The following is a 23,653-nucleotide window of genomic DNA, read 5'->3' on the forward strand; positions in this document are numbered from 1 at the left end:
CACGGCAGATCGGTCATTCGATCTGCCAACGGGCGATCAAGGCTTCACGACGGCGGATCGACGCCACGGCGTCGCCGCCCATCTCGTGGGCCATGTGGGACAACAGCATTTCGATCACCACGAACAGGCTGCTCATGGGATTGAAGAAGAAAGGGCCTTCGGAAGACGCGAGCAGCGTCAGCTCGGTCATCGTGGCCAGCCGAGCGGAGCCGTGATTGGTCAGGGCGAGCAGTTGCGCCCCCTGTTCCAGCGCCTGCCGGCAGTAATCGACGCTGATCCGGGTCTCCGGCCGATAGCTGATGCCCACCACCAGATCGCCCTCCCCCAGCTCTCGTACCGCCTCGAGATTGAGGCCGCCCAGCGAGTCGATCAGGCGTACGTCACTGCGCAGGTAGCCCAGGTAATAAGAGAGATAATGCGCCCCCGCGAAGCAGGCGCGCTGACCTACCACATGCACGCGACGCGCATCGATCAGCGCCCGGGCGGCCTGCTCCAGCCTCGCCTCGTCGAGCCCTTCGGCCGTTCGCGAGAGGTTGCCCATCTCCTCCTGCCACAACGTCTGCCGCTGAACCGGGTGGTCACCCTCGCTCGGCACCTGACCGAGATCGAGCAAACGTTCGGCGCGGGTCGAATAGAACGCCCCGTTGGCGGCATCGGCGCGAAACAGCGCCTGGAAGGCCTTGAACCCGGTCAACTCCAGCGCGTGTGCCAGGCGAGTCAGACTGGAGGCATTGACGCCATGCTGCCGGGCCAGTGCCGAAATGCTCAGCGTCGCTGCCAGTTCCGGGGCTGCGAGCAGCTGTTCCAGCAGCTTGAGGCCACCCGGAGTCAATCTGGGCGCCCGGGATTCTCCTCGGCGCGCGGCGATCGAGAGTGCCTGCAGGGCAGCCATCGATGTCGGGGGCGTGTCGAAACCATCGTGATCGGCCATGACCAGTCCCTCTTTTCAGTTTTGTGAGGTTATACCTTCGCCCAGATATCAGCAAATATATTTTTAAAACAGGAAATATATTTGCGAACCTGGATTACGATTCAACGCTATAACGATTCCGATGCAACGCGATGACTCAACCCGCTGCCTTGAACCCCTCTGCCTTACACGGGTCACAGGTTATAGAGTACGCGTAAACGACACGCCTGGAGACGCTCATGAAACGATGGTTGATGGCCGGTGCGCTGATGGCAGGCGCCTTTCTTGCGACGAATGCCGTGTTCGCGGCGGACGACGCCGCCCGCCCGGACGGCGGAAAGAACCCAGCCAACCCGCTGATCACCGACAAATGGAACTTTCGACCGTTGGTCGTGGTGACACCGGACGCGGGGCAGCCGGCTTACCGCCACTTGCGGCAACAGCTCGAAGAGACACGGGAAGCGTTCGCCGACCGTGACATGCTGCTTTATACGGTCGAAGGAGACAGCGGCACGCGCCACGGTCAGCCGATGACGCCCTATGAAACCCGAGCGCTGCTGGAGGCACTGGGTGTCAGCCCCGATCAGGGCGTGACGACGATTCTGGTCGGCAAGGATGGCGGCAAGAAGGTCCAGCTTCGAGGCGACGTCGACCTGGAGGAGATCTACGCCACCATCGACCGGATGCCGATGCGCCAGGCCGCCGAAAAGTGATCGGCCACCCGGCGCATGGATGAGCGTTTGCAGCTAGCGCCAGAGCGCGAGCTGGCGCAGATAGCGTGTGCGTGCCTGATGCGGGGTGACCGGGGAAAGCCTGATCGTCGTGCCCGGGGCGCACTGCCCCAGCCGCGCGCAGGCGATGGGCGACAACGCACCGAGACGTGGATAGCCGCCGATGGTCTGGCGATCGTTCAACAGAATGATCGGCTGCCCGTCCGGCGGAACCTGAACGGCGCCGAGCGGAATGCCCTCCGACACCATCCCGCCCGACTGGCAGCGCAGCACCGGGCCGGTCAGCCGCACGCCCATGCGGTCGGCGCGGCTATCCACCTGCCAAGGCCGATTGAAGGCGGCAAACAGGCTGGCGCCGTCGAAGTGGGCGATCTGCGCGCCGGTGACCAGCTCAAGCACGGTATCGTCCGCCGGCATGGGCGGTAGGGAGGACGGCAGCTCCCGCGCCTGCTCGTCTCCCTGCGGCGCCGGCGAAGCCGCCATTAGACGGTCCCCCACCCGGAGCGCACCGCCCCGGCCGTCGAGACCGCCCAGCTGTTCCCGAGCGACCGTCGACAGACTGCCCATGAAGGGCGCCGCTTCGAGCCCGCCAGGCAGTGCCAGATAGGCGCGTAGCCCGGCCCTCGGCTGATCGAACGCGAGAACCTGACCCCGTTCGAGCGTGAAGCTGCCGTTGGCCGCCAGCGGCTCGCCGTCCCGCGTCGCGCCGAGATCGGCACCCGCAATGGCCAGCCGCAGCGTTCTTTCCGCCTTGAGCGCGAGACCACCGATGGCGATCTCGATACCGGCGGCGTCCGGCGCGTTGCCCAGCAGCCAGTTGGCCCATCCCAACGAAATCCAGTCCAGCGCCCCACCCTGGGTCACGCCAAGATGGCGACAACCGAACCGCCCCGCGTCCTGCACCAGGGCCAGCGGCCCCGTACGTTCGACGACGAGTGCCCCCGGCATGGGGTGCGTCGGTTTTTGCGTCCCGCTTTGTGCAGTAGCTGTCGTAACGTGTTGCGTGGTCGTCCGCGTTGCCATCAGCGCTCCTCCAGCGGCGTGGTATCGCCGCCCTGTTCGATAAAGGCTTCGCGACTGATCGGCTCGAAGCGCACTCGGTCACCGGGCCGAAAGAGACTGATCTCGTCTCGATCGCGGTCGAACAGCTTGACGGCGGTACGGCCGAGAATGTTCCACCCGCCCGGCGAACGCATGGAGTAGATGGCAGTCTGGCGCTCGGCAATCCCCACGCTGCCTGCGGCCACTTTCTGGCGCGGCGTCTTCAACCGCGGCGTGGCCAGCGCTTCCTCGATCATGCCCATGAATGCATAGCCGGGAGAGAATCCCAGCGCGAAGGCGCAGTAGTCACGGCTGGTATGGCGTCGCACGATCTCGTCGCTATCGACACCAAGACGCTCGGCGATCCTGGCAAGCTCGGGACCGACGCTATCGTCGTACCATACCGGGATGCGGTGCTCGCGCCCGGCTGCGGTCGAGGCCGGCTTCAGGCCGTGCAGGGCCTGCTGGATCAGCCTTCTGGCCTCGAGCTGGGACAGCTGCTCGATGTCGTAATGCACCAGCAGCGTGGTGTAGGACGGCACCAGATCGATCAGCGCCTCGCCGAGACGTTCGCGCAAGGCATTGTCGGCGGCCAGGATCCACGGCATGTGCGCCTCGTCGATGGCATCGAACAGCCTGACGATCAGCGCATCCATGCCCACCGTTTCGAGCCGAGGGGAAAGCGACTGGCTCATGCATCTTCCAACTGCTGAAAGGCTTCGCGAATGGCCTTGACCGCCGCAACGGATTCGGCGTTGTCGCCATGAACGCAGAGCGTGTCCGCGGCCAGACGCAGCTCGCTGCCGTCGCTGGCGATCAATGGCTCTCCTTTGGCCAGGGCCACCGCCTGATCGACGATGGCGCCACGATCGTGATGCACGGCTCCCGGCAGGCGTCGCGATACCAGATGCCCGTTGGCGTCGTAGGCACGGTCAGCGAAAGTCTCGAACCACAGCGTCACGCCCATTTCCGCCGCGAGTGCGCGCACCGGCTCGGGATTGGCGGTCGACATCACCAGCAGCGGCAGCTCGCGGTCGTAACGGACGACGGCCTGCATCGCCGCACGCAGCAGATCCAGGTCCGCAGCCATGTCGTTGTAGAGCGCGCCGTGCGGCTTGACGTAACTGACCCGGGTGCCTTCGGCGCGACAGAAGGCTTCCAGCGCTCCGATCTGGTAGAGCATCAGGTTCTCGACTTCCTGCGCCGAGCAGGCCATCGAACGGCGGCCGAATCCCACCAGATCGGGGTAGCCCGGATGCGCGCCGATCCTCACGTCATTGGCCACCGCCATCGCCACGGTCCTGCGCATCACATCGGGATCGGAGGCATGAAAACCGCAGGCGATATTGGCGCAGTCGACGAAGGGCATCGCCTGGTCGTCGAGACCCAGTGCCCAGTTGCCGAAACTTTCACCCATGTCGCAGTTGAGCAGGGGCACGCGCATCGCTTCACCTCGTGTCGTTGTTGTCAGAGCGTATCGTCGATTCAGAGCGTATCGTCGATATAGGCACGCTGCCGGCGGGCAGCCTCATCGCACTTTAAGAAACCGCTGGCGAAAGGGTCCAATCGTTTTTCGCGATGCGCAGTATCGGCGCAATCTTTCATTCCGCCCGTGTGGCGCGTGCCGGCGCCCCCTGAAGAGTTGACGTCGACGCCGTCGCGCCGAAAAATCAGCCCTCCTCGAATGCACCGCACGGGAAGTCACAGGGCCCGAATCTACCGAGAGAATCTGCCATGTTCGATTTCAAGGAGCTCGAAGCCTTCGTCTGGGTCGTCAGGCTGGGCTCGTTTCGCAAGGTGGCAGCGCGCCTGCATCTAACCCAGCCCTCGATCTCCGATCGCATCACTCGTCTGGAAACCGCGGTCGGCGAGTCGTTGCTCGATCGCGGCGCGCGCCCGGTACAGCCGACACTGCGCGGCCGGGAGTTCTACGTCCACGCCGAACGCCTGCTGAACAACCGCGAAGAGGCGCTGCAGCTGTTCCAAAATCAGGAGGATTTCTCCGGCACGCTGCGGCTAGGCGTGATCGAGACCATCGCCCACAGCTGGTTCAGCACGTTCCTGACCCAACTGGCCGAGCGGCATCCACAGCTGACCATCGAGCTGACCGTCGATATTTCGCCGTTTCTTCATCAGCGTCTGGCGGACAACGACCTCGACATGATCTTCGCCATGGATGGCGTCGCGCCGGGGCTATCGGTGACGCAACTGCCGCTGACCACCTACGAAATGGGGCTGTTCGTGGCGCCGCAGCACGCCGAGCGCCTGCACCATGGCGGCACACGCGCCATGTCCCGCCTCCCGTTCGTCTCGTTCAGCAAGCTGGCCCGCCCTTACAGCGAGCTCGTGACCTACCTGGCCGAGCTGGGCATCGACGACCCCAAGATCCACTGCGCCTCGACGCTGATGACCATCGCCCGCATGAGCATCGATGGCGTCGGCATCGGTTCGCTGCCCGTCTCCACCGTGTCGGATGCCTGCCAGCGCGGCGAACTTTTGCGGTTGGAGCTACCCGTGCCGTTGCCCGCGATGGTCTACAACGCGATCTGGCGCACCAGCAGCTATCCGAGCTTCTGCCGTGGTGTCACCCAGCTCGCTCAGGACTGTGCCGCCCGCTACGCTCGCGACCATGCCGATGACGAGCCCCAGGGCAAAGTGAAAGTCTGGCCTGATAGTTAGAATAAGAATTAACGATTTGACGCCATCGCCGGCCAACTTGAAGAATGCAGATGTTCAATGTCTTGCACCTTTTGAATACCAACCTCTATCAATAACAACTCGAGGCCTGTCGATGCGCACACCCACTCTCTCTCTGTTGACGATTGCCATGGCCGGTTCACTGGCCACTGCGACGCCGGCTCTCGCCGCCCAGTGGAATCTCGCCTCTCCTTACGGAGACGCCAGCTTCCACACCCAGAACACCAAGCAGTTCGCCGAGGACGTCACCGAAGCGACCGACGGCGAGTTGACCATTACGGTCCATAGCGGCGGATCGCTGATCAGCCATGCCGAGATCAAGCCCTCCGTGCGCCGCGGCACCGTCCAGGCAGGCGAGATTTTCCTCTCCACGCTTTCCAACGAGTCGCCGATCTACGAAGTCGACACCCTTCCCGGCCTGGCCGGCAGCTACGCCGACGCCTACGACCTATGGCAGGCCTCCAAGCCGATCATCACCGAGCTCTTCGCCAAGGAAGGATTGATGCCGCTGTACGCCGTGCCGTGGCCGGCACAGGGTATCTATACCGACTTCGAGCTGACCGATGCCGCCCAGTTCGAGGGCCTGCGAGTTCGCGCGCCGAACATCAATACACAGCGTTTCGTCGAGAACCTGGGCGGCATCCCGACCCAGACCGAGGAAGCCGACATTCCCACCGCGTTCAGCACCGGCCGTGTCGATGCGATGATCACTTCCGTCTCGACCGGCAAATCGATGTCCGCGTGGGATTACGTGTCCCACTACAGCGATGCCAATCTGTGGCTGCCGAAGAACATCATCTTCGTCAACAAGCGCGCGTTCGACCGCCTCGATGACGCCACGCAGAAGGCCGTTCTCGATGCCGCTGCCAAGGCAGAGCAGCGCGGCTGGCAGTTGAGCAAGGAAGACAGCGCGCAGAGCGCCGAGACGCTCGAGTCCCGCGGCGTTACCGTGAGTGAGCCCAATACCGAGCTCAAGCAGCAGTTGCAGGCTGCCGGCCAGCAGCTGTTCGAGGACTGGCAGTCGCGTGCCGGCGACCAGGCCAAGCAACTGGTCGAGCGCTATCGCGAGCGCCAGGCCCAGCAGGGCCAGTAACGCCGGCTCTTTGCGCCTTTTCAGGTTCATCAGGCCCATCGATGATGGGCCTTACTGACTACTCGCAACCCGTGAGCTTCCGTGATGACGTTCAAACTCGACCCGCTCTACCGGCTGGGCGCCTGGGGCGCTGCAGCGTGCATGCTGGCGATCTGCGGCATGGTCACGTTTCAGGTGCTGCTGCGCTGTCTCGACGCGTTCCTGGTACTGGTCGGCGCCAGCCGCCTCGGCTACGAGATCAGCGGTGTATCGGAAATCGCCTCCTATCTTCTGGTCGGCGCCACCTTCCTGAGTCTTGCCTACACCTTCACCCATTACGCCCACATTCGCGTCACGCTGGTCATCGACCGGCTGCCGGCGGCAGCCAGAGCCTGGTGCGAAGTGGCATGCCTGACGATCGCGCTGGCGCTCGGCGCGCTACTCGGTTGGGAGGTGATCGGCCTGGTTCAGGAGAGCCTCGATTACGGTGACGTCTCCTCAGGGCTGATGGCGATCCCGCTATGGATACCCCAGACCGTCCTGGTGATCGGCCTGGCCCTGCTCTGCCTGGCACTGCTGGAAGCCCTGCTGACCACACTTCGACAAGCGGTGACGGCGCCCTCGCGCTATGTGGCCCCCGGCGACAACGACGACTTCGGTGGTGAATGACCCCGCCGCTCGCTAACAACGTCTTTAACGAGACAACTTGAACCGAGGTACCGACTCGTGCTCACGCTCAGTCTTGCAACGCTTTTCACTCTGGCGATTCTGCTCGGCGGCGGCGTGTGGATCGCCTTCGCCCTGCTCGGCACCGGCTGGATCGCGCTGACCGGCTTCTCGAGCTTCGAGGTCGGCCCCATTCTCGCCTCCGACTTCTGGGGTGCCAGCTACGGCTGGGATCTGACCGCCCTGCCGATGTTCGTGTGGATGGGCGAGATCCTGTTCCGCTCCGGGCTTGCCGACAACATGTTCCGTGCCCTGTCTCCCTGGCTCAACCGCCTTCCCGGGCGGCTGTTGCACTCCAATATCATCGGCAGCGGCCTGTTCGCCGCCGTCTGCGGCTCCTCCGCGGCCACCTGCGCCACCGTCGGCAAGATGACGCTGCCGGAACTCGAACGCCGCGGCTACAGCGAGACGCAGGCGATCGGCACGCTGGCCAGTGCCTCCACGCTGGGTCTGTTGATCCCGCCCTCGATCATGATGATCGTCTACGGCGTGGTCACCGAGCAGTCGATTTCGCGCCTGTTCATGGCGGGTATCGGCCCCGGCCTCCTGCTGCTGGCGCTGTTCATGATCTATCTGGTGATCTGGTCGCTGACCGCCGGCAAGCATGGCGGCGCGGGTCATGCGGAAGCCCCGATGCCCTTTCTCGACAAGGTCAGAAACAGCTGGCGCCTGATCCCGCTGCTGGTGCTGATTGGCGGCATTCTCGGCAGTATCTATGGCGGCGTCGCCTCTCCCACCGAAGCCGCCGCCGTGGGCGTGGTGCTATCGATGCTGATCGCGCGCTGGAACGGCCATTTCGACAAGTCGATCTTTTTGGAATCAATGTTTGCCGGGCTGCGCACGTCATGCATGATCGCGTTCATCATCGCTGGCGCCTCGTTCCTGTCGTCGGCCATGAGCTTCACCCAGCTGCCGACCCAGCTTGCCAGCACCATTGCCGCGATGGGGCTGTCGCCCAACGTGCTGCTGGTGATGCTGACTCTGTTCCTGCTGGTGCTGGGCTGCTTCCTCGACGGGATCTCGCTGATTCTGCTGGTGACCTCGATCATCATGCCGCTGGTCAGCGCCGCCGGCATCGATCCGATTTGGTTCGGCATCTACCTGGTGATCGTGGTCGAGATCTCCCAGATCACGCCACCGGTCGGCTTCAACCTGTTCGTGATCCAGGGGCTCACCGGCAAGAACATCTTCACCATCGCCAAGGCGACGCTACCGTTCTTCCTGCTGATGCTGTTCGCCATCGTGCTGATGCGGGCGTTCCCGGAGATCGTGTTGTATCTGCCGCAGGCAATGACCGGCTGAAGCCGCGAGCCGCGAGCCGCGAGCCGCGAGCCGCGAGCCGCGAGCCGCGAGCCGCGAAAATCAGCATGTGCTTGTAGCGAAGAAAAATGCCAGCGACGTCAGCCGCTGGCATTTTTCGTAGCCCGTAGCTGCTTTCTACAGCGCCCCGAAACCGGCGCTCGCTCGAGGCTCTCCTCTACTCAACGAAATCCTCGACGGTGTGTCGATACCCCAGCATCAGCGCATCGGCGACGTGCCGGAACGGGCTGATATCGACGTCCGAGCGGCCCTCCGCAATCAGCGCGGCAAAGCGTTCATAGAGCCCGGCGTACTCCGCATCCGGGCCTTCTTCCAGCAGTTCTCCATCGATCAGCAATCGTCTGCCGCCCGCTTCCAGCGTCAATCGACCGGCGTCGGTATCGACGTGGATCTCCCAGGTCGGCGGGGTGCCCTGCTGGCGAAAATCGAACTCGGCGTGGATCGGCACGTTTTCGCCGTCGACGAAATCCAGCGAGGCGGCAATCGGCGTCTGGCAGTTGCCGGGCACCTGCAACTGGGCGTCGACCAGGTGAAACGGGCGCGGCAGGATCGCGGTGGCGATCGACAGCGCGTTGATGCCAGGATCGAACACGCCCATGCCGCCTGGCTGCCAGATCCACGCCTGCCCCGGGTGCCAGACGCGCACGTCTTCCTTCCACTCGATATCGACACGGTGAATCCGACGCTCTGACAGCCAGCGCTTCGCTCCCGCCACGCCGTGGGCATGGCGGGAGTGCCAAGACGCGAACAGCGTCACGCCATGGCGCTCCGCGTCCTCGCGCAGTATCTCGATTTCAGCCAGCGTCGCGGCGGGCGGCTTCTCCAGCATCACATGCTTGCCGTGGGCCATCGCCAGGCGCGCCTGGGCGGTACGTACACCGGCAGGCGTGCAGAGCGAAACCGCGTCGATCTCCGGGCCCTGGTCGAGCAGCGCCTCGAGACTTTCGAAATTCGCCACGTCGGCAACGGAGGCGTTGCGGCTGGCAACAGCGGTCAACTGATAGCCGGCATCGTTATCGATGGCCGGATGATGCTGATCGCGGGCAATCTTGCCGTAGCCCACGATCGCGAGACGAAGAGTGTCCAGCATGACGAATCCTTGGAGTCAGAAGCTGCCTGGCAATGACAGACAGCCCTGAAGTGAAAAACAGCCTCAGCGGTGCTCGCTCAACGCAGCAGATAGACGATGACAGCGGTGAGCACCGAGACGATGGCGATGCCGATCATGACATCGCGGGGAACCCGCTCCAATCCCTCCTTGGCGATGACAGCGATCCGCGCATCCTTCTCGGCGGGACGATCATGGCGACCCAGACGCGTCATCCAGAACCAGGTGAACAGCGCCGTCGCCGCGAACAGGATACCGCCGATGATGGTGAAGTGGATCGGCAGCACGCCGGTTTCCACCAGCACGAACAGCACCGCGCTCAGCGCGTGCCCGCTGGCCAGACCGCGCAACGCCGCCGACGAGCCCAGCGGCTTGACCCACAGCCCCATCAGGAAGGTCGCCACCAGCGGCGAGGCGACGAAGGCGAACACCTGCTGCAGATAGGCCCAGAGACCGGAAAAGTACTGGATCATCGGCCCCCAGAGCGCGGCGACGGCGGCAAGGATGAAGGTGCAGACACGCCCCCACTTGGCCAGTTGGGCATCGGTCAGATTCGGTCTAGCCGGCTTGATGAAATCGAGCGTCAGCAACGTCGCCGAGGAGTTGAGCGTCGAGGAGAGCGTCGACATCAGCGCCGCGATCAGCCCCGCCAGGATCAGGCCCGTCAGCCCGGTGGGCGTGAACTCCTGAACCATCCTCGGATAGACCTGATCGGGATGCTCGAGCCCCGGCAGCAGCGGCACCACCATGGCGCCGGGAATGGTCATGATGAAGATGGGCAGCAGTTTCAAGGCCGCTGCGAACACGGAAGCGCGCCCTGCCGCCTGGATATTGCGCGCCCCGAGCAGACGCTGTACCACGTACTGGTTCATGGACCAGTAGTAGAAGCCGACGATCGGCACCCCGGTGAGCAGCCCCAGCCACGGCACGCTGGGATCGTCCAGCGGGCGGATCAGCGATAGCTTCTCCGGACTCACCGCCTCCTTGACGTTCGCCCAGCTGTGGTCGAAATGACCGAAGATGATCCAGGTCATCGCCGCCGAACCGCCGATCAGCACACACGCTTGCATGACGTCGGTGTAGACCACCGCACGCAGCCCGCCGAAGGCCGTATAGATGCTGGTGAACAGCGCCAGCAGCGCACAGACTTCCCAGAGGTTGGTGCCGGGAATGAAGGTGGTGACGATCAACCCGCCAGCGTAGAGAGTGCCGGCGGTATCGAGGATGATCGACAAAAACAGCGTGATGACCGAAAGATACTTGCGCAGCCGCGAGTCGAAGCGCCGCTCCATCAGCTCTGGCATGGTGGTGACCCTGGCCCGCATCAGCACCGGCAGCACGAAGATCGCCGTGAACATCAGCACGACGCCCGCCATCCACTCGTAGTTGGCCGCCGAGATGCCGTGCTGATAGGCCGCGCCGGGCAAGCCGATCAGCGTATCCGAGGAGATATTGGAGGCAAACAGTGAAAAGCCGATCGCCATCGGGCCCAGGGTCCGCCCGGCCAGGAACAGCTCTTCCGGGGTGGTCTTCCCTCGGGCGGTCTTGTAACCGATGAAGGTGACGATCAGAAAATAGGCCGCGATGACCGCAAAATCCCAGAATTGAAGATCTTCCATGTGTCCGTTCGCTTTCTATGGTTGTTAATGGCAAGCGATGGAGACGAAACGGCATGGATGGCCGTCCATCTTGGCACCCCCCGTTCGGGCGGGCATGAGATGAAGGTTAGTCAGCAAACAGACAAAATTCCATTTCCCGCCCGCGAGTTGCCGATAGCAGAGAGGCCTGGCGACTGATGCCGCCAGGCCTCGAGAAGCGTCAAGCCGCACTTTCGGCAGCCAAGCCGCCGTCCGTTGCCTGCATGCCAACAGGACTGAAGTCGAGTGCTCTAATGGTTCACCAGCGCCGCCTCCAGCACTTTCGCCACGTGCAGCGCTTCCCGTCCGGCGCCATCGAGAATCTGGTGTCGGCAACTGGTGCCGTCCGCCACGATCCAGGCGTCCTCCCCGGCCTCGCGAACCGCCGGCAGCAGCGAAAGCTCCGCCATCTGCCGCGACGCTTCGATATGCTCCGCCTCGTAACCGAAGCTACCGGCCATGCCGCAGCAGGAGGAGACGATCGCCTCGACCTCGAGGTCGGGAATCCAGTTCAGCACCGTCATGACCGGCGTGAAGGCATCGAAGGCTTTCTGATGACAGTGACCGTGGACCTTGGCCCGGCTGACCGCCAGCGGCTTGAGCTCAAGCGCCAGCCGCCCGGCCTGCTTCTCCGTCACCAGGAACTCCTCGAACAGCATGGCGGCATCTGCCAGTCGACGAGCTTCGTCGCCAAAGCCCTCGTCATCAAAACCATAGTGCAGGAACTCATCGCGCAGCGTGAGCAGACACGAGGGCTCCAGCCCGACGATCTTTACGCCCCGGGCCACGAACGGCATCAGCGCATCCAGCGTGCGACGCGCTTCCTGCCGGGCGCGGTCGACACGCCCGGCGGCCAGGTAGGTCCTGCCGCAGCAGAGCGGCCGCTCCCCTTCGCGAACGTTGAAATGCACCCGATAGCCGGCGGCTTCCAGCACCCGCCGCGCCGCACTGGCGTTATCGGCCTCGAAATAGTTATTGAAGGTATCGACGAACAGCACCACCTCGCCGACGGGAGATTGGCCGGCACGAGACGAGTCCGTCATCACGCGTCGCGCTGATCGCAGGTAGTCCCCGCCGAAGACCGGTAACGAGCGCGCTTCGGCAAATCCCAACCAGCGCTTGGCGCGCCCGCCGAGCCATGTCACGCGCTCCAGCCGAGAGGCTACACCGCCGACATGACGCATCCAGGGTGCATAGCGCGGCAGCTCGGATACCAGCTTCTCGCGCCAGCCCAGTCCCCGCGCCTCGATCCGTGCGGCACGCGCCTCGATCTTGAACTTGGCCATGTCGACGCCGGTCGGGCAGTCGCGCTTGCAGCCCTTGCAGGAGACGCACAGGTCCAGCGTGTCGGCGACTTCGTCGCTGGCAAGGCCGCGATCGCCGATCTTTCCCGACAGCACCAATCGCAGGGTATTGGCGCGGCCCCGTGTCAGGTGGCGCTCGTCGCGACTGATCCGATAGCTCGGGCACATGGTGCCGGCGTCGAACTTGCGGCAGTAGCCGTTGTTGTTGCACATCTCCACGGCCTTGGCGAGACCGTGCGCCGGATCGCCGCCACTGCCGGGTTCACCCAGCTCGCCACTCAGCGGGTCGCGGGTCACGTTCCAGGCCGACCAGTCCAGTTCGGTCGACACCGGAATGATCTGATGATCGGCGGGAAAGCGGAACAGCCGGGCATCGTCCATCTTCGGCGTATCGACGATCTTGTTGGGGTTGAAGCGATTGTTCGGATCGAACAGCCGCTTGATCTCGCCGAAGGCGGCGTTGAGCCCGGCACCGAACTGCCATGCCACCCACTCGCCGCGACAGATGCCGTCGCCGTGTTCCCCGGAATAGGCCCCCTTGTAGCGGCGGACCAGTTCCGACGCTTCCTCGGCGATGGCGCGCATCTTGGCGGCGCCGCCACGGCGCATGTCGAGAATCGGCCGCACGTGGAGCGTGCCGACGCTGGCATGCGCGTACCAGGTACCCTCGGTGCCGTGGCGATGGAAGACCTCAGTCAGTTGCTCGGTATATTCCGCCAGATGTTCCAGCGGCACGGCGCAATCCTCGATGAATGACACCGGTTTGCCGTCGCCTTTCATGCTCATCATGATGTTGAGACCGGCCTTGCGCACGTTCCACAGTGCCGACTGTTCGGCGCCGGTTTCCAGCCCGACGACGCTGTCCGGCAGGCCCAGGTCGCCCATCAGGGTCTTGAGCGCTTCCAGCTGGCGCAGCTGCGAGTCGCGATCCTCGCCGGCGAACTCCACCAGCAGCAGCGCATCCGGGCGTCCGATCAGCGACTTTTCCACCGTCGGTCGGAATGCCGGGTTCTCCAGCGCCAGTTCGATCATGGTACGGTCGACCAGCTCTACCGCGGCGGGTCCCAGCTTGACGATATGCTGGGTCATGTCCATCGCCTGGTAGAAGGTCGGGAAATTGACCACCCCGAGCACCTTGTGCACCGGCAACGGCGACAGTTTCAGCTTGAGTTTGCGGGTGAAGGCCAGCGTCCCTTCCGAGCCGATCAGCAGGTGGGCGAAGTTGGCCCGGCCTGCGGCATCGTAGGGAATCGGGTTGCGGCAGTCGAACAGATCCAGGTTGTAGCCGCCGACCCGGCGCAGCACCTGCGGGTAGTGCTCGCGGATCGCCGCCGCCTCGCGCTGGATAATGGCCGCCACCGAATCGGCCAGGCCCGCCAGCGTCGAGCCGGGTCCGATCTCGTCGAGAAAGCCGAAATTCGCCTCTCGCCCGTCCGCCAGCGTCGCCTCGAGCCCCAGCACGTTGTGGACCATGTTGCCGTAGCGGATCGAGCGCGAACCGCAGGAGTTATTGCCGGCCATGCCGCCGAGCGTGCACTGCGCCGAGGTGGAGACGTCTACCGGAAACCAGAGTCCGTGGGGCTTGAGCCAGGCGTTGAGATGGTCGAGCACCACGCCGGGCTCGACCGTGACGGTGCGCGCCTCAACGTCGAGCTCGCCGATGCCGGTCAACCAACGACTGGTGTCGATCACCAGCGCTTCGTTGACCGTCTGTCCGCACTGACTGGTGCCACCGCCTCGCGGCAGCACCGGCGCGCCGATATCTCGGGCGATATCCAGCGCCATGCTCAGGTCCTGTTGGTCTCTCGGCACCACCACGCCCAGCGGCATGATCTGATAGATCGAGGCGTCGGTGGCATAGCGTCCCCGCGATCCGGCGTCGAACGCCACCTCGCCCTGGATCTCACGACGCAGCCGGCTCTCGAACTCACTCATGGCGGCTTGTCTGGGCCGCCTCACGACCGGACTTTTCGGCATCACGCTCATGGCGATCTCCTGTCAGGCGCGGACGGCACCGGCCTGTGAGTGACCCTTCGGTTCAGCCGCCGCCAGTTTGCGCGCCGCCGGCGTGCCGGGCGCCGGATTGTCGGCGAAGAAATCCAGCGCGGCCTGTACGCCACTGCCGAACAGCTCGACGCCACAGAGCTTGAGCCCGGCTTCACAGCCACCAAGAGTGGCGATCAGGGTCAGGTCGTTGCAGTCGCCGAGATGGCCGATGCGGAACATTCGCCCCTTGGCCTTGCCGAGCCCAGTGCCCAGCGACAGGTCGAAGCGATCGTAAATGGTTCGACGGACCTCGTCGGCATCGATCCCTTCCGGCACCACGACTCCCGTCAATACCGGCGAATAGAGCGCCGGCTCCTGGCACTGGATTTCCAGCCCCCAGGCGTTGACCGCGCGACGCACGCCTTCGCCCCAGCGCTCGTGGCGGGCGAAGACCTGATCCAGGCCTTCTTCCAGCAGCATGTCCAACGCTTCGTTGAGGCCGTAGAGCAGGTTGGTGTTGGGCGTGTAGGGCCAGTAACCGTTGGCGTTGCCGGTGAGAATCTCGTCCCAGGCCCAGAAGCTCTTGGGCATCGTCGAGCGCTGGCTTGCCTCGATCGCCTTGGGCGACAGCGCGTTGAAACTGATTCCGGGCGGCAGCATCAATCCTTTCTGCGAGCCGGACACGGTGACGTCGACACCCCACTCGTCGTGGCGATAGTCAGCGCTCGCCAACCCCGAGATGGTATCGACCAGCAACAGTGCCGGGTGACCGGCGGCATCAATGGCCCGGCGCACGGCGGCGATATCGCTGGTGACGCCGGTGGATGTCTCGTTATGCACGACGCACACCGCCTTGATCCGATGCTCGCGATCCTCGCGCAATCGCTCTTCGATGAGCTGCGGCTGCACTCCGTAGCGCCAGCTCTGCGACGCCGGCAATGACAGGAATTCCGGCTCGAGCCCGAGTCGAAGCGCCATCTGCTTCCACAGCGTGGCGAAGTGCCCGGTCTCGAACATCAATACCGAGTCGCCGGGACTCAAGGTATTGGAAAGCGCCGCCTCCCATGCGCCCGTCCCCGAGGCCGGGTAGATGATGACCGGATGTTCGGTCTTGAAGATCTTCTTGATCTTGCCCAGTACCTCAAGCCCCAACTCGCCGAATTCCGGGCCTCGGTGATCGATGGTGGGCAGACTCATCGCCCGCAGGATGCGATCCGGTACGGGGGAAGGCCCTGGGATCTGCAGAAAATGGCGGCCAGAAGGATGTTGATCGAGCTTGAGCATGGCGGCATCTCCAGGAGTGAAGCGGAAAGCCGCCCCACATGGTTTTTTGCATTCATTACGCAATATGCCGAATAATCGCTTGCCGACAAACCTCGACATAAGTCGCAAGCCGTCGCGACACGGTATTGCATCGCTCCCCACCGATGCGACGCAATGGAGCAGTAGCCAGCGCCGAACGCTTGCGATAGAAAGAAGGAAAGACCTAACTGGGTTCAATGCATGCAAACGACCGATGACACCATACTCGATACCACGGCACGGCCGCTGCGTATCCAGCGCGCCGCCCTGCACGACAAGATCGTGGAGCGTCTCCACGACCTGATTACCGAAGGTGGCCTCGAGCCCGGCGAGCGCATCAACGAACGTGAACTGGCGGATCGGCTGGCGGTCTCGCGCACGCCCTTGCGGGAGGCGCTGCGCGTGCTCGCCGCCGAAAAGCTAGTGACGATATCCCCTAACTACGGCACTTTCGTGACCCGCATGACGCGTCAGGAAATTCGCGACACCTTCGAGCTGATGAGCGCGCTGGAGCGCTTTTCCGGGGAACTGGCGTGTCTCCGTGTCACCGAGGAAGAGCTGGCCGAAATTCGGGCGGCCCACGAGGCGATGCTGGGCCACTGGCAGCGCCAGGACCTACCGGCTTACTACCACGCCAACCAGCGCATTCACGACCTGATCAATCGCGCGGCGCGCAACGATGCCCTGCGTCAGACCTATCTCTCGCTCAACCGCCGCCTGCATCCCCTGCGGCTCTCGTCCAACCGGACGGAAGCCAAGTGGCGCAAGGCGGTGGAGGAACATCGCGACATGTTGAGCGCGCTGGAGGCCCGCGACGGAGCGAGGCTGGGAGCGCTGATGGAGCGTCACCTGCTGGAAAAGCGAGACGCCGTGCTGGCGGACTGGAAAGACGCGGAATAGAACGACGGAATCACTCCAGCCGTCGTAGAAAGGCGGTACCGCCGAGGTTGCGCATCTGGCGCTGGATCCAGGCGGCACGCTGCTGAACGTAAGCGGAAGGCTGGGAAGCGCTCCAGCCGCGCGGGTTGGGCAGAATCGCGGCGAGGTGGCTGGCCTGGGAGACGCTGAGGTTGGCCGCGGAGGTGCCGAAATAGTGCTGCGCCGCTGCCTCCAGCCCGAACACGCCGGTATCCCATTCGGCGATGTTGAGATAGACCTCCAGAATGCGCTGCTTGGGCCACAGCGCTTCGAGCAGCAGCGTGAACCACGCCTCGAGCCCCTTGCGAATCCAGCTTCGCCCCGTCCACAGGAAGAGGTTGCGGGCGGTCTGCTGGGTCAGCGTGCTGGCGCCCCGCAGATCGCCGCCGTCCGACCATTGGGTGATCGAGCGCTTGATCTGCGCCACATCGAAGCCCCAGTGGTCCGGGAAGCGTTGGTCCTCTCCCGCCATCACCGCCATCTTGGCGTTGTCGGAAAGCCGGGACCAGGGCTCCCACTGCTGCTCGATGGTCAGGTTATCGCCCTGGAACCAGGAGCTTACCTTGCGCTCCGCCATCACCATGGAGCCGAACACCGGCACGAAGCGGAACACCAGCACGAACAATACCGACAGCCCGACGAAAGCCGCAATAGCGATCAACAAGTAACGAAGGAACGTGCGCGGCCAACCTGAGGGCATGAGCGAGAGCTCTTGGTCGAAAGAGTAGGAGCCTAGTATAACAAGGGCTTGCCGGCATGGGTCCGGCAAGCACAAGACTACTAAGCGCAAGACTACGGTCATAGACAAACACGCTCGCAGACAACCACGGAGGAAGCGACATGACCATCGAAGACTTCATCCGCGAATTCACGCCTGCCGACGACGGCAGCGATTCGTCGCTGCCGTCACAACGCCGGGCGTATGAGGCGCTGCATGCGCGGCGGCGCGTGGCCGATCCGGCCGGCATGCAGATCCGTGATGAAGTCATGGGCGGGGTCGACGTGCGTCGCTTCCGCCCTGCCGGCTGCGTCGAAGGCAATGTCGTCTACCTGCACGGCGGCGGATGGAGCCTGGGCTCGGTCGACAGCCATCACGGCATTACCGCGAACCTGGCCGAACGCCTGCGGCGGGAGGTGATCAGCATCGACTATCGGCTACTGCCGGAAGCGAGCTATGCCGAAGCGCTGGCCGACTGTCGTGCGGTCGTCGAAACCGTTGGCCCGGTGGCAGTGATCGGCGACAGCGCCGGCGGCAGGTTGGCGATCGATGTCGCCCACACCAGCGAATGGAAAGGGTTGCTCGGATTGATCTACCCGGTTGTGGGTACGCCCACCGTCGAGACGCTGGGGGAAGACGGGCCGCTGCTGTCGCGAGCGGACATTCTGTCGCTGTGGCAGATGGCGGCGCCTGACGCGCCCGATGTCGACGCCGCCGTACCTCCGGCCAGAATCATCGAGACACTGGCCGTGGAGCGCGATCCGCTGACGCGACCGCTTGAGCAGGCGATCGAATCCTGGCGCCGGAATGGCGCTTCGGTCGGCTATCGTTGCGCGCCGGACATGGTACACGCCGCCCTGCACGGACATGGCGATCTGCCGGAAATGCAAACCGCCTGGCAGGACTTCTGCCAGGCGGTCGAACGGCGCCTCGACGGCGAATCGTAGAGAGAGCGCTGACGGCGGTCAGCTACCCAACTGCGCCTTGACGGCGTCGATCGCGGGGCTGCCATCCTTGGTAGTGACGCCATCCAGCCACTGGGCAACGGTATCGTAGTGATCGCGAATCCACTCGCTGGCAACCTCGTCGGCCGGGCGCTCCTCGTGACTGTACTCGTAGACCCAGTCGTTCTGAGCTTCGATATCGACCTGATACTGGGAAAGGAAGCGATAGAGGTTGGCATCCTTCGATTTCAGATCGGCTGGCACTACGGTCCACACCGTGCTGAGAATATCCGCCGTGCCGCTATCGTCGGAATCCTCCAGATAGTAGAGGTCATAGCTGACGTTCATCCAGTGCGGTTCCCAGCCGACGAACGTGACCCACTGCTTGTCGCTGATCCTCTGGTCGGCGTACGCCAGCATGGCAGATGTCGAACTTTCCCGTAGCTGCCAGTCGCCCAGCCCGGCCGCGTCTTCGTCGATCGCGGCGAGGATCGCATCGTTGATGCCGGTACCGGCCTCGATGCCCTGAATCTCGCCGTTGAAGCGATCCTTGTAGCGATCGAGATCGGCCACGCTGTTCACGCCCGCCTCGTGAACGTACTCCGGCACCACCAGCCCGGAATTGGCGTTGCTGATGTTCTTGGCTACCTTGTCGACCTTGTCGTCGGCCACCAGCGGCTCGATCATCTCCTCCTCGATCGGATACCAGCCGCCCAGGTAGACATCCAGGTCATCGTTGGCCAGACCGTTAAGAATGACGCCGACGGCCAGCTCGCTCTGCTGGGTCTGGTAACCCATCGCCTCGAGGATCTGCGAGGCGACTTCGGACTTCACCGTCACCCCCGGCCACGGCGGCACGCCAAAGCGTACGGTATCGAGATCGGCCTGCGCCGATCCGGCTGCCAGCAGCGTCAGCGGCAGTGCGGCAGCCACGACCCGGCGTTTCACGTTCGAATGACCCATGAAGCGTCTCCTTGAAGTTGTTATCGAATGGAACTCCTCTACTACTCTGCCGATTCAGGAGACAATGAATTGACCGGAAGCGACGCAAAATACGCACCAATCGTCATCGGTAGCCGGTAAGCGCTGTCATCGCATCCACCGCGCTCGAAGCGCAAAGAGAAAAAAGCCCGCCTGCGCATCGGCCAGGCGGGCCAGGGTTCGATCGATGTTGAGATTGACGCCCCGTCACCGCTTGGCGTAAAGCCGCTCGGCGTGATAACTCAGGTGGTCGTCGATGAAGCTGGCGATGAAGAAATAACTGTGGTCATAGCCGGGATGCCGGCGCAGCGTCAGCGGATGGTCATGCTCCTCGCAGACCGCCTCCAGCCGCTCGGGCTTGAGCTGCTCCGCGAGGAAGTTATCCGCCTCGCCCTGATCGATGAACAGCGGCTGACGCGACGACCCCTTGGCAACGAGCTCGCAGGTATCGTACTGCGTGCGCAGGCCGACATCGTCGCCCAGATAGTTCTCGAACGCCTTCTGGCCCCACGGCACCTGGCTCGGATTGACGATCGGCGCGAATGCCGAGACCGCGGCATAGCGCCCCGGCTGGCGCAGCGCCAGCACCAGCGCACCGTGTCCGCCCATCGAATGCCCGCTGATCGATTCGCGGCCATTGACCGGGAAGTGCAGCCGCACCACCGAGGGCAGCTCTTCGGTGACGTAATCGTACATCCGGTAGTGCTTCGACCACGGTTCCCGCTTCGCGTTGAGATAGAAGCCGGCGCCGGAGCCGAAATCGTAGCTGTCGTGTTCGCCGGGCAGATCCAGGCCGCGCGGGCTGGTATCCGGACACACGATCGCGATGCCGAGCTCGGCAGCCATCCTCTGCGCGCCGGCCTTCTGCATGAAGTTCTCGTCGTTGCAGGTCAGACCGGAGAGCCACCACATCAGCGGCACCCGGCCCTCTTCGGCCTGCGGCGGCAGATAGATCGCGAAAATCATGTCGCAATCCAGCGCCCGCGAGTAATGCTTGTAGCGCTTGACCCAGCCACCGAAGCTCTTGGTGGCCGAGACGAGCTCCAATTGTTCGCTCATCGACATGATGCTCTCCTTGGCTTTCTATCCATGCACCCCGATACCGGCGCCTACTCTCCATGCGCCCCGGAACCGGCGCCTACTCTCCATGCGCCCCAAAACCGGGCTCTTGCGCTTTTGATCTGCGCTCGTAGTCCGTGGCTCGTGGCTCAAAAATGCAGAACGGTACGGATGCTCTTGCCCGCATGCAGCAGCTCGAAGGCTTCGTTGATCCGATCGAACGGCATGTCGTGGGTCACGAACTCGTCGATCTTGATCTCGCCGTCCATGTAGCGTTGGACGTAACCCGGCAGCTCGGTGCGGCCCTTGACGCCACCGAAGGCAGAGCCCTTCCAGACGCGGCCGGTCACCAGCTGGAACGGGCGGGTGGAGATCTCCTCGCCGGCACCGGCGACACCGATGATGATCGATTCGCCCCAGCCCTTGTGGCAGCACTCCAGTGCCGAACGCATCACGTTGACGTTGCCGATGCACTCGAACGAATAGTCGACGCCACCGTCAGTGAGATCGACGATCACCTGCTGGATCGGATCGCTGTAATCCTTAGGGTTGACGAATTCGGTCGCCCCGAACTGGCGCGCCAGCTCGAACTTGTCCGGGTTCACGTCGATCGCGATGATGCGCGAGGCCTTGGCCATCTGCGCGCCCTGGATTACCGCCAGGCCGATGGCACCCAGCCCGAACACGGCAACGGTCGCGCCCGGCTCGACCTTGGCGGTGTTGAGAACGGCACCGATACCGGTGGTGACACCGCAGCCCAGCAGACAGATCTTGTCCAGCGGCGCTTCCTTCGACACCTTGGCCAGCGAGACTTCCGGCAGCACGGTGTACTCGGAGAAGGTCGACGTGCCCATGTAATGGTGCAGCGAGGTGCCATTCTTGGAGAAGCGCGTGGTGCCATCCGGCATCAGGCCCTTGCCCTGGGTCGCGCGGACGGCGCCGCACAGGTTGGTCTTGCCCGAGAGGCAGAACTTGCACTTGCCGCACTCGGCGGTATAGAGCGGGATGACGTGATCGCCGGGTTTCAGGCCGGTGACGCCCTCGCCCACCTCTTCGACGATACCGGCGCCTTCATGGCCCAGCACCGACGGAAACAGACCCTCGGGATCCTTACCGGAGAGCGTGTAGGCATCGGTATGACAGACGCTGGTGGCAACGATGCGGACCATGACTTCGCCCGCCTTGGGGCCCTGCACATCGATCTCTTCCAGCGAGAGCGGCTTGCCTGCTTCCCAGGCGACTGCGGCACGCGATTTCATCGGGCTATCTCCCTTTGCGCTTGAATGCTTGGATTCGAGGGGTCGCACGTCGTTCGGCTGATGACATGGCGACGGGTTTTGCGTCAGTCTAGGCGTTCGCTGCCAGGCAATAAACATTGCATTCGGCACATGATTATTGCCATGTAGCAACAATCGTTCTCGTAACAGTTTGAAGGAGTCGCCATGTCGCGCTGGGAGGGTATCGAGGCTTTCGTCGCCGTGGTGCGTCTGGGTACGTTCTCTCGCGCCGCCCAGTCGCTGAAGGTTTCCAATTCCCATGTCAGTCGGCTGGTCAGCCAGCTGGAGCAGTCGTTGGGAACGCCACTACTCTATCGGACGACCCGCCAGATTCGGCTGACCGATGGCGGTGCGATCTACTACGAGCACTGCCGGTCGCTGCTCGACGGCTTCGCCGAGGCCGAGGCCGCGCTCAACGAACTGCAGTCCCAGCCCCAGGGAAGACTCGCCATCAGCTGTGCGACCACCTTCGGCGAGCGCTACATCGCGCCGCTGGTCAACGATTTCCACTGCCGCTATCCGCAGCTCGATGTACGCCTGCATTTCACCAACCGTACCGTCGAGCTGATCGACGAAGGCTTCGATGTCGCCATCCGCATGGGCGTGCTCAAGGATTCTAGCCTGCTGGCCAGACGGCTCTGCCAGCGCCGCGAGTATGTCGTCGGCGCGCCCGACTACTTCCAGCGGCGACCGACACCGCACAGCCTTTCCGAGCTCGCCCACCACAACTGCCTGGTCGGATCGCGGGATAGCTGGCTGTTCCGGGTCGACGGTCAACGCCGCGAGATCCGGGTGTCGGGGAATTGGCGCGGCAATTCCGGTCCGGCGCTGCTGGATGCGGCCTGCAAGGGAATCGGGCTGGCCCAGTTGCCGGATTACTATGTCGAGACGGCGATTCAGCAAGGCCGGCTGATGGCCGTGCTCGATCGCTACCAGTTTACCGATACCGCCGTCTGGGCGGTCTATCCGCGCCACCGCCAGCTCTCGTCCAAGATTCGTCTGTTGGTCGATTTCCTGTCGGCTAGACTGCCCGAGGCGATTGCCGCAGACGGCCGCGACTCGCCGATACCGGACGTCACGGCCGCTGAGCCGCCATCGCCAGAGACGCCATCGTCCAAGACGTCAGAAGCTCAGCGCTAGAAAACAGGGAGATCAGGGATAAGGCAGGTCGGTGGCAGGCAGGTGGATCAATGATTGAAGAAGTGATCGATGCCATCGTTGAGATAGGCGTCGCCGAATTCGGCCTCCCGCGCCAGCGCCTCGGGATCGGGCAGCTCGATACGCTGGCGCGAACGCAGCAACAGCCCTTGCTCGCGAAAGGCGGTCAGCGTCCGGCTCACGTGTACCGACGACAGCCCCAGCGCATCGCCGAGATGCTGTTGGGACAGCGGTAGACGAATGCTGTTGCCCTGGCGTGCCTTGGTGCGGTCCAGGCGCACGTACATTTCGTAGATCAGGTGTGCCAGACGCTGACGCGCACTGCGTCGGGCGAGGTTGACGAGACGCTCGGTCAACAGAGCCTGCTGATGAGACGAGATGGCAAAGAAGATGGTCGAAAGCATCAGCGATTCGCGGAAGATATCGATCAGACGCCGATGGGGAAAGTGACACACGACGCCATCCTCGAGCATGGCGACGCCGGTCAGGCGCTCCTTGAAGGCGAATTCCCGCAGTCCGATGATATCGCCGGGCAGATAGATCTCGAGAATCTGCCGGGAGCCATCTTCCATGTGGCGGAAGGAGTAGGCCCAGCCCTTGCTGAGCGTACAGAATTCACGCGCCGGGTCTCCCTCCTGCCACAGGATCTCGTCGGCCTTGATCTCGGTCGGACTCTGCTCGAGCTCGACCAGCAACGCTTCATCGTTTTTGGAAAGCTCACCGTAATGTCTGAAATGACGGACGATACAACTGTCTTGGCTCAT

21 protein-coding genes are annotated in these 23,653 nt (G+C 63.6%); 8 read left to right on the forward strand and 13 right to left on the reverse strand.

What is annotated here, in order from left to right; translation table 11 throughout:
• Positions 1-13: 13 nt before the first annotated feature.
• Complete coding sequence (locus R3F72_RS00275) at positions 14-931, reverse strand: MurR/RpiR family transcriptional regulator (RefSeq protein ID WP_087719262.1); 918 nt, start codon at positions 929-931, stop codon at positions 14-16.
• 218 nt (positions 932-1,149) lie between these two features.
• Between R3F72_RS00275 and R3F72_RS00280 the strand changes: the two genes are divergently transcribed.
• Positions 1,150-1,623, forward strand: a complete 474-nt coding sequence (locus tag R3F72_RS00280) for a DUF4174 domain-containing protein (RefSeq protein ID WP_332778604.1) — start codon at positions 1,150-1,152, stop codon at positions 1,621-1,623.
• 33 nt (positions 1,624-1,656) lie between these two features.
• Here the strand turns inward: R3F72_RS00280 and R3F72_RS00285 are convergent, their stop codons facing one another.
• The 3 genes from R3F72_RS00285 to R3F72_RS00295 form a co-directional block, all read right to left on the reverse strand.
• Positions 1,657-2,589: a biotin-dependent carboxyltransferase family protein gene (locus R3F72_RS00285; protein ID WP_332778605.1), complete on the reverse strand. Its 933-nt coding sequence runs from the start codon at positions 2,587-2,589 to the stop codon at positions 1,657-1,659.
• A gap of 74 nt (positions 2,590-2,663) precedes the next feature.
• Complete coding sequence (gene pxpB / locus R3F72_RS00290) at positions 2,664-3,377, reverse strand: 5-oxoprolinase subunit PxpB (protein WP_332778606.1); 714 nt, start codon at positions 3,375-3,377, stop codon at positions 2,664-2,666.
• On the reverse strand, positions 3,374-4,126 hold the full coding sequence (locus tag R3F72_RS00295; protein WP_087719259.1) for a 5-oxoprolinase subunit PxpA: 753 nt from the start codon (positions 4,124-4,126) through the stop codon (positions 3,374-3,376). The genes pxpB and R3F72_RS00295 overlap by 4 nt, the downstream gene beginning before the upstream one ends.
• A gap of 290 nt (positions 4,127-4,416) precedes the next feature.
• Here R3F72_RS00295 and R3F72_RS00300 point away from each other — a divergent pair, with 290 nt between their 5' ends.
• From R3F72_RS00300 to R3F72_RS00315, 4 genes are all read left to right on the forward strand, one after another.
• On the forward strand, positions 4,417-5,361 hold the full coding sequence (locus R3F72_RS00300; RefSeq protein WP_303854835.1) for a LysR family transcriptional regulator: 945 nt from the start codon (positions 4,417-4,419) through the stop codon (positions 5,359-5,361).
• Positions 5,362-5,473: 112 nt separating this feature from the next.
• Positions 5,474-6,472: a TRAP transporter substrate-binding protein gene (locus R3F72_RS00305; RefSeq protein ID WP_332778607.1), complete on the forward strand. Its 999-nt coding sequence runs from the start codon at positions 5,474-5,476 to the stop codon at positions 6,470-6,472.
• Positions 6,473-6,556: 84 nt separating this feature from the next.
• Positions 6,557-7,120 (forward strand): TRAP transporter small permease, encoded by a 564-nt coding sequence (locus R3F72_RS00310; protein ID WP_332778608.1) that lies wholly within the window; start codon positions 6,557-6,559, stop codon positions 7,118-7,120.
• A 57-nt stretch (positions 7,121-7,177) separates the two neighbouring features.
• Positions 7,178-8,479: a TRAP transporter large permease gene (locus R3F72_RS00315; protein ID WP_332778609.1), complete on the forward strand. Its 1,302-nt coding sequence runs from the start codon at positions 7,178-7,180 to the stop codon at positions 8,477-8,479.
• Between the two features lie 175 nt (positions 8,480-8,654).
• Here R3F72_RS00315 and R3F72_RS00320 read toward each other — a convergent pair whose 3' ends face one another.
• From R3F72_RS00320 to R3F72_RS00335, 4 genes are all read right to left on the reverse strand, one after another.
• A complete protein-coding gene (locus R3F72_RS00320) occupies positions 8,655-9,587 on the reverse strand; it encodes a Gfo/Idh/MocA family protein (RefSeq protein ID WP_332778610.1) in 933 nt (310 codons plus the stop codon).
• 77 nt (positions 9,588-9,664) lie between these two features.
• The gene (locus R3F72_RS00325) at positions 9,665-11,224 is read right to left on the reverse strand and encodes a sodium:solute symporter family transporter (RefSeq protein ID WP_332778611.1); all 1,560 of its coding nucleotides are present in this window, start codon (positions 11,222-11,224) and stop codon (positions 9,665-9,667) included.
• 269 nt (positions 11,225-11,493) lie between these two features.
• On the reverse strand, positions 11,494-14,532 hold the full coding sequence (locus tag R3F72_RS00330) for an FAD-binding and (Fe-S)-binding domain-containing protein (RefSeq protein ID WP_332778612.1): 3,039 nt from the start codon (positions 14,530-14,532) through the stop codon (positions 11,494-11,496).
• A gap of 12 nt (positions 14,533-14,544) precedes the next feature.
• Complete coding sequence (locus R3F72_RS00335; RefSeq protein ID WP_332778613.1) at positions 14,545-15,816, reverse strand: pyridoxal-phosphate-dependent aminotransferase family protein; 1,272 nt, start codon at positions 15,814-15,816, stop codon at positions 14,545-14,547.
• A gap of 219 nt (positions 15,817-16,035) precedes the next feature.
• On the opposite strand from R3F72_RS00335, the gene R3F72_RS00340 reads away from it, so the two are divergent.
• A complete protein-coding gene (locus tag R3F72_RS00340; protein WP_303856264.1) occupies positions 16,036-16,734 on the forward strand; it encodes a GntR family transcriptional regulator in 699 nt (232 codons plus the stop codon).
• 10 nt (positions 16,735-16,744) lie between these two features.
• On the opposite strand, the gene mtgA is transcribed toward R3F72_RS00340, so the two are convergent.
• On the reverse strand, positions 16,745-17,452 hold the full coding sequence (mtgA, locus tag R3F72_RS00345; RefSeq protein ID WP_087719249.1) for a monofunctional biosynthetic peptidoglycan transglycosylase: 708 nt from the start codon (positions 17,450-17,452) through the stop codon (positions 16,745-16,747).
• A gap of 140 nt (positions 17,453-17,592) precedes the next feature.
• Between mtgA and R3F72_RS00350 the strand changes: the two genes are divergently transcribed.
• The gene (locus tag R3F72_RS00350; RefSeq protein ID WP_332778614.1) at positions 17,593-18,417 is read left to right on the forward strand and encodes an alpha/beta hydrolase fold domain-containing protein; all 825 of its coding nucleotides are present in this window, start codon (positions 17,593-17,595) and stop codon (positions 18,415-18,417) included.
• A gap of 18 nt (positions 18,418-18,435) precedes the next feature.
• Here the strand turns inward: R3F72_RS00350 and R3F72_RS00355 are convergent, their stop codons facing one another.
• From R3F72_RS00355 to R3F72_RS00365, 3 genes are all read right to left on the reverse strand, one after another.
• Positions 18,436-19,377 carry an ABC transporter substrate-binding protein gene (locus R3F72_RS00355; protein ID WP_332778615.1) on the reverse strand — a complete coding sequence of 314 codons (942 nt, stop codon included), beginning with the start codon at positions 19,375-19,377 and terminating at the stop codon, positions 18,436-18,438.
• Positions 19,378-19,602: 225 nt separating this feature from the next.
• Positions 19,603-20,460: an S-formylglutathione hydrolase gene (gene fghA, locus R3F72_RS00360; protein ID WP_087719246.1), complete on the reverse strand. Its 858-nt coding sequence runs from the start codon at positions 20,458-20,460 to the stop codon at positions 19,603-19,605.
• A gap of 143 nt (positions 20,461-20,603) precedes the next feature.
• Positions 20,604-21,713: an S-(hydroxymethyl)glutathione dehydrogenase/class III alcohol dehydrogenase gene (locus tag R3F72_RS00365; protein ID WP_071232589.1), complete on the reverse strand. Its 1,110-nt coding sequence runs from the start codon at positions 21,711-21,713 to the stop codon at positions 20,604-20,606.
• A gap of 183 nt (positions 21,714-21,896) precedes the next feature.
• Between R3F72_RS00365 and R3F72_RS00370 the strand changes: the two genes are divergently transcribed.
• On the forward strand, positions 21,897-22,871 hold the full coding sequence (locus R3F72_RS00370) for a LysR family transcriptional regulator (protein WP_110631387.1): 975 nt from the start codon (positions 21,897-21,899) through the stop codon (positions 22,869-22,871).
• 47 nt (positions 22,872-22,918) lie between these two features.
• On the opposite strand, the gene R3F72_RS00375 is transcribed toward R3F72_RS00370, so the two are convergent.
• Positions 22,919-23,653: a Crp/Fnr family transcriptional regulator gene (locus R3F72_RS00375; protein WP_332778616.1), complete on the reverse strand. Its 735-nt coding sequence runs from the start codon at positions 23,651-23,653 to the stop codon at positions 22,919-22,921.

Source organism: Salinicola sp. 4072 (genome assembly GCF_036663415.1).
Lineage (GTDB): Bacteria > Pseudomonadota > Gammaproteobacteria > Pseudomonadales > Halomonadaceae > Salinicola > Salinicola salarius_A.